Source organism: Legionella stuttgartensis (genome assembly GCF_977063405.2).
The window spans coordinates 103,463-115,116 of the sequence record NZ_CDRUHA020000104.1 but is presented as its reverse complement, the minus strand read 5'-3'; the positions used below and the strand labels follow the sequence as shown (position 1 = coordinate 115,116).

Sequence of the window (11,654 nt, the reverse complement as noted above, 5' to 3'; positions counted from 1 at the left end):
ATAATCTTTCTCAACAGCCAAGCTGAATTTTGATTAAGATTGTTAAGTTACCTGTCCTCCGTCATTACCAATATCTTTTAAAAAGTAATGAAATAAGTGAAAAATTGTGCGAATTGTAATTGTTTGATAACGAATTTTAAAGAGGTTGGTTCTCAGCGTTGAGCCAGCTCTTTTGCTGCATTCAGGTCCAGTTTTGTGATCAAGGAAAATATATGGTCCATTTCCTGAGTTGAAAAGGAGTCCTTTAAAAACTTCATGCAGCGATAAGTCAAACTAAGTGCCTCTAATGCTAAGCCAGGCTCCCAAGCTATTAAATGATGTTGATTGATTAATTCAATAATAAACGACAAATAGGCTTTTAGAAGGGATTGTTCATTGGTATCAAGCAAGGATTCGCAAATCGTCATATAGGATAATAATTTTACCTTATTGCTGATGGAGTCTTTGTGCAGCAACTCAAGTTGTTGGCGCGAAATATTCGGTTTTTTGCTGTTGAATTGAGCGATGACTTCTTTTATTTCTTGCAATTGTTGGTGCTCGATTGTAGATAAAGTTTTCTCACTCTCTGAAGTTTGTGAACCTTTCTTTGCGATAAACAAGTTAAGTTGCGTAACATAATGCTCACTCAAAAAAGGAGTCTTGTTGTTAAATCTTAATTTCTCTATACCAGGAATTCTATTTATAAAATGGGCCAATTCGCGTTTGACTGTTTCATAGGCAGGATTAAATGTTCCATCCAGTTTTTGCAGTGCGTTAAGACTAATTAAATTTAAATCGAGCCAATAAGGTTCTTGAGGGATTATTTCTTCTGCGGTGGCGACTATTTCAGCCCAATTGCTCGTGTCTTGAACTTTTTTGAGGCGCTCTTGATTGAAATATTCAGGAGGTTCTACCAGGGTCACTCCATGGTCGTTAACAGGGAGTCCGGTGATTCTACTCCAGGCAGCAACACGATTTAAATAATAAGCATAGGGATTTGCGCGATCCTTTTCCATGAGCTCGCGGGCAAATTGTGTATATAGAATAAACGCGGATTCTAAATTAGCACTTGATTGATTTTGTAGATTGGAGTTCTGCACCTCTGTAAGCATTTGTTCATGTACAGTTGTTGGTATGGTGATTACTTTGGTTGACTCTATTTTCTTTTGGAAATTTGAAAAGAGTTCGATATTGACACCGCGGGTAAGTAATTCCCGTTCGAGATTTTTTAAAGCACTAATACTAGGTTGCAGGAACTCTTCATCGTCGGTACCAAATTTGAGGTGCCTTAAATGATTCAGTGATTGGGTTGCATACCAGTTTAGCGATTCAATTTTGGCTTTTAACCGGCCCTGGGGATAAGCTTCTTCCCAGAAATTTACAATAAAATTTAAAAGAAAATTTAATCCAGCAGCAAGTCCTCTAAATTGGTATTGATGAAATAGACCATAAGCCAAATAAGAAGCGATTTGCATGTCTTTAGTATAATAGGTGAGTAACTCAATGGAATTATCAATAATACTTAACCAGTGCACCTCCGATGATTGCCCTACCCGGGATAATTTCTGCACTTCATTACGAATCTGGGCGTACTGAGCAAACTCATAACATTGTTCACCGGCTTTGTTGATGCCAGGAATAGCTTGCGTTCCCAATTTGTTAATCGAATCAATTTTAAACATCGTATTCGCCCTGGGCCCAACAATCAGTGATGGTTCTTGGAAGCTTAGACACATGAGAGAGATTTTGTTGTGCTACTCTGTAATCTTTTTTGGCAGCAAAGTATTTGTCAATTTGCCACATTATGTCATGACCACCTTTTATGTAATAACTCACGCGAATTTTATCAATTTTATTTGCTTGTAAAAATTTCGCATGCTCTGGAAAATTATGCGGATAAAAATCTTTAACGCCAGTATCAAAGTCTTGTAAGAAGTGCAAAAATCCTTCGTCCCCTTGATAGGGAATTACTAATTTAGCGCCTGGGAAAAACAGAGTAATCTCTGTTGGCCCACAACTTTCTAATTGCCAATGAGGAATTTTTTGTTGTGATGGGTAATTATAATTTTCTAAAGAATATTCTTTTTCCTTACATTCAACATGTAATACTGTTTTATAAGGCAGTACTGTAGCTTTCACATCAAGGTTTGTAGGTTGAGCATAAATCATTAAATTCACTGGGGAGCGTTCTTCAGGTTTTTGTTTTAAATGGCCTAGCGCTTCCAGATCTTCATTGATTCTCATGCCAAAGGTTAACAATTGGTAATACTGATCTTTAAATGGGAATTCGTGGCCTAGAATGTATCTGGGTAAGAAATGAGTTCCAATTTGTTTCATGAAAGGAAGCGCATATTTGTCATTAAAGATCCAGACCAGGCCACCCTTGGCAAATAAAGTTTGATTCAATTCCTCGCCACTTAAAGCAATCGTTCGAAGGTATACTTCATCCAGCCACTTCTGTTGGATATAGCACGATGCAAAACGATTGGTATAGTCAATGTAATAGTCCAAAGGACCACGCATTAATGTCCAAAAAGGATTGGAGGCATCGAGTTGGTCAAAATGTTCAAGAGCTCTTCTCATATCAACTAAAGACTGATATGCCTGCATGACTAATGAAGATTGTCTGTCGACTTCAATTTGACTTAGATACAACTCTCGAGCATTTGTATAAGCCTTTACTGATTGTACATAAGGTTCTTTATAGAGTTGTTTTAGTAAATCACGGTACCTCATATAAGATTTAGCCGCATTTACTTGGGTGTTGAAGTTCAACTTATTCGCAACACTGGGCGGTCTGTTATATACATTACTGGGGCTATCGATTTTCAATTGAGAAGGCTTTTCCTGAAGTTTCTTCATCCAATCTGAAATAAGATCAGAAAGCTGTTTAAACTCTATGCCCTGCTCACTCGTATGGCTATAAACCATAAGGTCAGAAAATTGTAAAACGAGTTGAATCCAACGAGGTTTCGCGAAGGGTAGATTGCCTTGAAACTCTGATGCTAAATCTTGCAAGAAGGCATTGTAAGGACTGGTGGTTTGCAGCATATCATTAAAGGTCTGATCCCATTCATATTGGAAGGCTAGGGTTTTAGTTCCTTTATAGAAATTAAGCGCAAAATTTTTCCATACACTAAGACGATTTTCAGCATACCATAGGTCAAAACTTGTTTTGGACCGGCTCATATCGAGGTATAAAGGTAAGGCATGATTAATTTGTAGCAGTAATGATTGAATGGCTGCATATCCTGTTTTGGTGTAGGCAGGGTCAATTAGGTAATCCCTGACAATATTGGATCCAATCCAGAAGCTGTTTAATCCAAGTTCAGTTACATTGTCTTGAGTATTTGCCCAGGCAAGAAGCCAACGCAAATCCGATGCCAAGAGATGTGATTGATCAAGCCAGAGGGTCAGTTTGCCAGCTTCACCTCGTAGTTGTTCCGAATTTGAATTCCAAATAACATAATCTTTGTATAAAGGACCAAATGTATTAAGAAAACGTTCTGGCAAGCGAGTGTACCCTAAGTATTTTATTTGTGGGTCGGGCATTTGCATCAGTGTGTTAGGGCTTACTCCACTAATAATTTTGGCTTGGATTAAGTTTATCCGACTCACCATATTCTGGACCAAATAGGCTTTTTGGGTGTCGTTAAGACCTCCATGAGTCAGCATTTGTTCCATTCGATTATCAAGAAGTACTAAAATGTATTGTTTAAAATGATTTACATATTGCTCGCTGTAATACGTATATAACCGATTTAAACCGCCTCGGTAAGGTAATATTTTAATTTGTAATTGATTTCTAAAGAGATCAAGTTGCCCCATCAAAACATGATAATCACCAAACTGCAGTAAATTTTGTTCCAATTGATCGGAGAACGATTCTTTTTTGGGTAAGGGTTTGATTAATTCAACTAAACGATTTGATGTGGCGTTATAGACATAAATTAGATAACCCGCAGCTATAGCACTTGCAAAATACCATACTCCTAGATATTCCCATCTCCGTTTATTGCGTTCTTTAATTTCAGAGGTTAATAACGACATTGGGCGGATGAGAGAAAGCTGGATTTGATCAATAAAATCATAATAAAAAACACTCTCTTCTTTGCCATTGTGCTGATATTCACCCAGCAAATAAACCCCATGTAGTACTGCAGGTTCTGTATAGGGTGAGGAAGCAAAAAATAAACTGGTAAACCGTGAATAGTTTTCTTCAAGTTTTCTCAAGGTTGGGGGGAAGTTAAATACAGTTACATCGATTGGCTTTTGAGTATCAAATAAAACAATATCAATCACTTCATCAGCACGATTACTAATGTATTTAAGTGGTTCAGTGGAAGTTGAATCTTTTAGTGGGTTGGCAACAATATACCCCATGGCTTGACTCCACAAGTTGTCAGGCATGAGTGCAACGTATTCATCAAAACCGCTCAAGTCATTGCATTGGGTAATGCAAAAAAGTACTTGCTGGCGATAACCGGTCATAAGACTGACTTGATCAACTCTATCCTTCAATGTTCGGGCATGATGGGCAATATCTGATTTATCGCCATTTAAAAGTTTGGAGGCGGGTAGTTCGATTACAATCTGATCAACGGGGGTACTGGCTTTCTTTTGACTCTTGATGTACTTAAGAAAATCCAGCCATTGTTTTTCCACTTTTTTTGAGGTGTTGGATTCTAGAAGATCTGAATCAACACACCATATGGCAAAATTATCGAGTACATAAACTTGATTACGCTGCAGGGCTTCATCTTCAGCATCGCCAACCATAAAATGGGTATGTAGTTTCAATCCATTAGATAGAAGGATTGTTGTTTTACCAAAAAAAATAATCCAAGGCATTTGCCAAAAGCGCTTTGCTCCACCGGCGATATGATTGGTTTCTATATAGTTCAGGGCATTTTCTAGGGTTAAGCGCAACCCTTCCGTCTCAATTTTTTCGCCAGTTTCTTTTGCTTTTGCAGCTTTTCTATTTTTATACCATTTTCTAATAGCCCAAGTGAGGCTATCGAGGATTATGAATGCCAAAAGCATTGCTAAGAAAATGAGTATTCCTACCCAAATTGGATAATCAAGATGAAATGTTATAAAGGTGGCATAGGCCGCCAAAATAACCACAAGCAAGATCCAAAAAATGATATGTCCTAATCGTCCCATTTGACTCTCTTGCTTACTTAATTAAATGTAAATAATTAGTAACTGTATTATTTATTACAAAATAAAAAAAGAAATAAATAATTAAAATCACCGGAATAGGTAATAACCACCAAAGTACACTTCGATATTGATCTAATTTGGGGGGGATCTTTTGCAAATTATCATTCTTATAAGCTAAAGGAAATGCAACAAATTCAGAGGGGTACTTCGTCATGTCAAACCCATGACTTAGCTGTTCTAACGCAAAATGCTTATATTTTAATAAGTCTGGTTTATCCAACGGTTTATGATAAACCCCTTCAAATCCTAGAACTAAACAACGGTAATAAATGCGTACGAGATCTTCTTGTTTGCTTGGGATTTTACTTAAGCGAACGAAAAATTCTTCCCCGGCGCTGGTAGTATTAAAATATTCAGCTTGCAATAACTTATCTTGCCACGGTCTTACACCTTCCCAACTTGTTTTTTGTACCAATTCATCAATCCAGGCACAAACTGCGAATAAAGCAGAATTCAGATTATGTTTATCCACCTCATTTTCTTTCAATTTAATCTCAGCGATTAAAGAAGTAACTTTGGCTCTGAATTCATCATAACTCACAGTCGCGAACTGATTTGTATTTAAATCCCAGACGTATTTAAATAAATCATAAAAAATGGCTTGAAGATTCACCTTATCCTCCTACCGCGACAATATCAATCACAATGTCTACCGGTGTTTTCCCAAGATAAAAAGCAACCTTTCGTTCCATTTCAATCTTGGACCACATTAAGGATTTATGGTCAATATGGTAATAAAGACAATTCGCACCTTTTGGAACTCCTTCTGGAGCAGAGATAAGTCTGGAAATAGGCGCTCCAGGTAAAGCAAAGTCGATATAGTTTTCTATTTCTGAATAAGCACATAACTTTCCAAAATCTTTTATCATGTCCGCAATTTCTTCTAGATCATTTTGTGCATACATAACTAAATAATAATTTCTGTTTTTTTGGATGAAGTTATTACCCAGATCTGCCCAATAATGAGTTTTCTCTTTAACCATGCGTCGAATACGATCGGGATCTGCAGTAATAGCGATTAAAAGCTTATTCATTAACGCGATAATCAGATTAAAACTTTTACTCAAATTGCTATGGTCATATACAGGTATTGCCGATACGTTGCCACTTCCGCCTTCGAAAAAGTTAATTTCAGTAGAATAAAAACTTAATTCCCCAATCATATGCTGGAGAAGACCGTAGACTTGCCATGGGTGAACTGTTTTGGCATTGAGATAATGTTCCATAACCGGAACATTTCGTAATAATGAGCGTAGCGAAAATAAACGGCCGAAGTTACTTTTATCCACTTGAGTACTGTAAGAGTCAAGCGGTTGTTTGAATTTTTCTAATTTACTGGTTGTTTTAACTAAGTCACTCAGAAGATGATTCATTATTGAATTGAGATTTTGGTGTGCAGAGAGGCTAACACAGGACGGATAAAAATTAGGATCATAAAGAACTTCGTCTTTTGTTGTTCTTCTCAATTCTGCTACTTGGATTATCGAGTAATTATGGGTATTTTCTATCTCGAATTCCCAAAATAATTTGACCACATAGAATAAGGACCTAAGATGAGCTTGTGCTCCTTGATGATAGTAGTCCGGAAGTTCATCACCAGCATTCCAACTAATAAAGCGAGTACTCACGTTACTTAAATTGTCCAGACTCTCTACAACAGTAACATTGCCTACATTTTTCGAAAGTTCTTTGACACCGATGTATACTTTCAGTGAGTTTGCATTCGCTGGCCATTCCGAGATAAAGGAACGAGGTAAAAATTTGGCATTAACATCGATTTCGACAAACTCACCAGTTGGTAAAAAAAAGGCCATTTTTTCCACGTCAAAAATGCCGCTCTTCAATGATTTTTCATTCACTATCAAATCAGTAAATCCCCAAAAGTAAGGGGTTATGTAGCGTAAAAATTGAGAGTGAATATAATGTTGATTGAGTTCAGTATATTGGAAATGTTGCGGTTGTAAAAAAAGTCCATGTTCCCAATCAATTGGTGTATTCCAAATCATATTTATTTATCCCAATATTTTTTTAAGGACTCACGATTTTTCTGTTTCGTGATTATTGTCTTTTTCGAGGAACTTTCAGTGTAGTTAATTCCTTGTGACCCAAATTCAAGATAAATGGCAATTCGTCCCATTTCTTTTGTTTTTTTCCAAAATGTTAATGGATTCCATTTCTTAAAGACTGGAATTTCATAAACGCGCACCGCTCCCGCAGGAGTTAGATTGAAGTATCCTGCAACAACCACAATTTTCTTGACCGCAGCCAGACGCGCAAGCGTAAAGGTTTGAGTCATCCCCGGTGCAATAAAAAAGGTTTGAATATGGACTTTCTTGTTCGGTTGTGTAGTGTTATCTGCTTCAGTATCCCCATTAAGCAGTTGACTGATGCCTTCCGAATTCACTATTTGATTTTGTACATCTTCTATTTTCTCGACCTGAACTACAGCAAACTTTAAAGTATGTTTTCGATGATCATATTGATTCAAATCCTTACTGGCTACTGCCCGAATAAGGATAGCATTATCTTGGTAGCTGCTTGCTAACTGCGGCTCTTTTTCCTTTCCACCTGTAGTGCATCCACCGAGAATTAGAAATAAAATACAAAGTATTATTCGTAGCATGACGTTAATTTTATTATCCTTAACATGAGATGAGCGTTAATTAGTAACAAAATGAATACTTCCATAGTATCAGAACTCTTAAGGAAACAATAGATCTTGTATATGTTTCCTAAAGCTAAAAATCATAGTTCAATCAATCAAGTGGCATCTTTTATTACGATTTTATGTCTATTATTTTAACCAGTAGCGCATTTTGAATAGGTCAATTTCTTTCTGGGGTGACAGCCAGCTGACCACACCTAAAATACTTGTGGTTTCACAGGTTAATCGTATTGGTTTGAAGCAACCTTTATCTAAAATGACCTCAATAAAATAAGAGAATGGTTCTTTCACATAGAGTTGAAGGAGTAATTTTAATCGATTTATATTTTCGGTATTTGCTAAAAATGTAGGAAAAATATCCGCATGTAGAGGGCCTATAGAAATGAGTAAGCTGTTGCTGTTTGCTTTAAACTGACTACCCAGATACGCAGTTTTGCTTAAGCAATGGTTTTCTTTCCCCACCAGACAATATTGTTCTTGAGGGATATCTTGCATGGAGCGGTAAAATGAATGGACTTTGAACGGTACTTTAAAGTAATCATTTAAAAAGCTCTGTAAACTCCAAATAGATTTAGTATCAGAAGCCCAATGACTAGCATATCGCAAGAGGTAATTGTAATTGGGTATTTTTTCACGAACCTCTTCGATTGCTAATCCAATGAATCCATAAAGTGCCTTTTCATAAATCTCATCATGTTGTTCTGCAAATTGTTCAAATATTCGGTTTTTTGACCATGCCTCGAAAAGTAGTTTGTAAAGTCTTTTATGTAAAATATCAAGCAAGCACTTCATTTCGTCAGAATCCAGATCATTATCTTGGATTAACTGCTCGGTATAAAATGTGGGTAAGGGGGAAGTTGTCCCATAAAGACTAAAAAAAGTAGCTGTCAGTGTAAATTGATTATTTTCCTGATTTTTTTGGATCGCATGAATATCCGTTTTTGGAAAAGCCAAGCTTAATAAAGGAATAATCTCTAATGTTCCTTTAAGCCCTTTTTTCGCTTCATAAGCTAAGAGATGGCTAATTAAGCGAATTGCTTGATAAAAATTAAAGCTTTTAGGTTCAGTGAGTAACTTGTCTAAGATATTAAGCTCGGGTTGTTCAACCTCGGTTGCCATTTCCATACCTCTTTAGTTCGTGCATTTTGCAAATGTAATAAAGTAAACGTGTTGAACGACGCATTTGATCCGAAAAAAGCATCCAGGATGCAACCAAATAAATACATATCTCCAATGCATCTAAAACAATCAGGATCACAGATTAAGGTGATATGTAATCCTGGAATCATTTCTCCATAATAGAGACGACGTGCTTTATCAACAATAATATGTTCAACTCCTCTAATCCGGCTCATATTCAATTGATAGTTTTCGCCTTTTTCATAGATGTACAAGTTAAAAATATGCTTGAGGTGATCTTTATCTAAAAGTTGTAATAGATTAAGTGCTAATAAGGACTGAAAATTCCAAATTAAACCGTGATCATAGGTGGGAACCAAAAAAGATGATGGCGGGATAAGATTTGTGTACGTCAAATTCTCAGGTGAGCTATCTGTAGGTAAAATAATATCGTCTTTATCCAAAAGCCTGGTTAAAGGACCATTACTACATAAGAGTTCTATCGATAGTGTCTCATCAACTGGTAACTCCTTCTCGAAATCATAGAAAAAACTGATATAGGTATTCCGGCCTGGTCCAGTGACAGAAGGCCTGTGATGGAAAATATATTTATAATTCAGATTGAGTTCGGGATTAAAATTTAATAAATGATCGTATTCGATCTTTTTTCTTTCTTGTTGGCGATAACCTATAACCGATGTTACATCATAGATTGAATAGTTTTCATTAAAATCATTATTAGGGATAATCTGGTAATCGGGTTGTCTATGATCAAGGTAAATGGGTTCTGCATGATGAGAAAATAAATTAACTATAGGTACCGCATGCAAGGACAGTTGAAAATTATCTAAATTAGCTACCCATGGCGGTACTTCTTCTAATTCAAAGTTAATTTTAAAATCAAATGCATCCGTTTTCTTTTGCCAACGTTCTAAACCGAATAAACGGAGAAATAAAAACTTATTTGGTTGATGGAGATATTCATACAAGACTCGATGAGGATGATGAACATTAGGAGGTGCCGGGTATAGGGTTTCTTCCTGTTCAAAGGCGCAAGGCTGTAGATACTCAGGCGATAAAACCAGTATATCCTCTCCGGGGGCTTCAATAGTAATTCGGTGAACATATCGCTGCAGTAAATAAAAGGTGTTACTGGCATCATGCCAATTTTGATTGATAAAAAAGCGTAGGGAAGATGCTTGCCAATTCTTTAATGTAATACCGCACAGATGGCAATTAATTTCGATTTGCCCAACTCCACTTATTGAGTCTTTAAAATTAATGCTGCTAATCGTAACGGGTTCAACAGTTACAGGTACTGTTGTGCGAAAAATACATTTAACTCCATTAATCGGAATTGAAGCCAGTTCAGTTCCCTTCGGTACTAGAAGGGCCTCTCCTAAGTTCGCCTTAGGAATAAATTGGATCACTGAGGTACTTGGTACTGGTTTTGAGTATTGAGAAAAAAATAATTGGGTTAAATCATCCACCATTCCAGGTAATTTTTCATCAATTACCATGCGTACCTGGCTCGTAAGAAAAGCGACGCCTTCCAAGATACGTTCCACATCGGGATCGGTACTCTGCTCTCTAAGCAATGGGGCAATTGCAGGATAATGCTCGGCATATTCTCTAGCGAGCTTTCTAATTTTATTTAATTCATTCTGGTAGTAATCGATAATCATGTCTCTACCTTGATTTACAACGTAACAAGTACTCGGCCTTTACTCGTTAAAATAGTAGTAAAATAAACTTTGAGGCCATCAAATGACTGGTTCAAATTCGCTAAAATGTTACAGGTAATGGTTTGTTTCCCTGGATCTATTAAAATTTGAGATACTTGGACAGACTCCAGACGCGGCTCATAACGAAGAAGGGTTTTCTCCAAATGAATCCTCAACTCTTCTTGATACGCAAATGAATAATCTTCAACAAGAGTGGGTAACTCAGATAGTCCATATTCTCTATCAATAGGTGCGCTACCTTGTCTTGTTGATAAGATTTTTTCTATATGGTCGCGTATGGATTCAATGAGCATCGATGAATCCAATTTGGCTGGCAAAAGAGATCCTTGACGAGCATAACGACGTACTCGTTCAGTTAAACGCTCTGCTCTCATTAACCAACCCGCATCAATTTAGTCAAATCCCAACCGAATTCTTGATTATTCTTTTTATCCATTACCTTATACACAGTAGGACGCATGTCTACGATGAATAATGGGCCTGCTGGATGCGAATAGGCATAATCTACCTCTAATACTTTGGCATTTTCCAAGGTGATTTCAACCGCAACTTCAACCTCGCCTGAAGCACTGGAGCGCAGACAATGGATTAGGGCGGTGTTTATATTTTCACCTGTAAATATGCTTTGAGTATGGGGCACTACACCTGCTTGATCCCACAAACCGGTAAGACGAAAATATTTGCAATCGGGAACGCCAATAAGTTGATTTTGCGCATCGAATGCTCGAGTAATACGCTGTTTAAAGTCCAGGAGCGCTACCCAACCTTCATATCCTTTTACAGTACTGCTTCCTTTGACAACTCCTGAGGCTTGAGTGGTTATTTTTGCCATTAACTTATACTGAGTTCTTGCTACTTCACTGTCTGGGAGCATAGGTAACATGGCTGTGTCATGTCCATCACTTTCTCTTGAGACCACT

Annotated in this window: 9 protein-coding genes; all 9 read right to left on the bottom strand. The window is 37.1% G+C overall.

All coding sequences use genetic code 11. The features are described from left to right. Positions 1-152 precede the first annotated feature (152 nt). A complete protein-coding gene (locus ACWTEW_RS32835; RefSeq protein WP_454782175.1) occupies positions 153-1,661 on the bottom strand; it encodes a TssA family type VI secretion system protein in 1,509 nt (502 codons plus the stop codon). After that, positions 1,654-5,145 carry a type VI secretion protein IcmF/TssM N-terminal domain-containing protein gene (locus ACWTEW_RS32830; protein ID WP_454782174.1) on the bottom strand — a complete coding sequence of 1,164 codons (3,492 nt, stop codon included), beginning with the start codon at positions 5,143-5,145 and terminating at the stop codon, positions 1,654-1,656. The genes ACWTEW_RS32835 and ACWTEW_RS32830 overlap by 8 nt, the downstream gene beginning before the upstream one ends. Positions 5,146-5,158: 13 nt before the next feature. Next, positions 5,159-5,818 (bottom strand): DotU family type IV/VI secretion system protein, encoded by a 660-nt coding sequence (locus tag ACWTEW_RS32825; RefSeq protein WP_454782173.1) that lies wholly within the window; start codon positions 5,816-5,818, stop codon positions 5,159-5,161. Position 5,819: 1 nt separating this feature from the next. Next, on the bottom strand, positions 5,820-7,211 hold the full coding sequence (gene tssK / locus ACWTEW_RS32820) for a type VI secretion system baseplate subunit TssK (RefSeq protein ID WP_454782172.1): 1,392 nt from the start codon (positions 7,209-7,211) through the stop codon (positions 5,820-5,822). A 2-nt stretch (positions 7,212-7,213) separates the two neighbouring features. Then, a complete protein-coding gene (locus tag ACWTEW_RS32815) occupies positions 7,214-7,828 on the bottom strand; it encodes a hypothetical protein (protein ID WP_454782171.1) in 615 nt (204 codons plus the stop codon). Positions 7,829-7,999: 171 nt separating this feature from the next. Further along, a complete protein-coding gene (tssG, locus tag ACWTEW_RS32810) occupies positions 8,000-8,989 on the bottom strand; it encodes a type VI secretion system baseplate subunit TssG (protein ID WP_454782170.1) in 990 nt (329 codons plus the stop codon). Continuing rightward, complete coding sequence (gene tssF, locus ACWTEW_RS32805) at positions 8,950-10,674, bottom strand: type VI secretion system baseplate subunit TssF (protein WP_454782169.1); 1,725 nt, start codon at positions 10,672-10,674, stop codon at positions 8,950-8,952. The genes tssG and tssF overlap by 40 nt, the downstream gene beginning before the upstream one ends. Positions 10,675-10,688: 14 nt before the next feature. Then, positions 10,689-11,108 carry a type VI secretion system baseplate subunit TssE gene (gene tssE, locus ACWTEW_RS32800; RefSeq protein WP_454782168.1) on the bottom strand — a complete coding sequence of 140 codons (420 nt, stop codon included), beginning with the start codon at positions 11,106-11,108 and terminating at the stop codon, positions 10,689-10,691. Next, positions 11,108-11,653: a type VI secretion system tube protein Hcp gene (locus ACWTEW_RS32795; RefSeq protein WP_454782167.1), complete on the bottom strand. Its 546-nt coding sequence runs from the start codon at positions 11,651-11,653 to the stop codon at positions 11,108-11,110. The genes tssE and ACWTEW_RS32795 overlap by 1 nt, the downstream gene beginning before the upstream one ends. Position 11,654 lies beyond the last annotated feature (1 nt).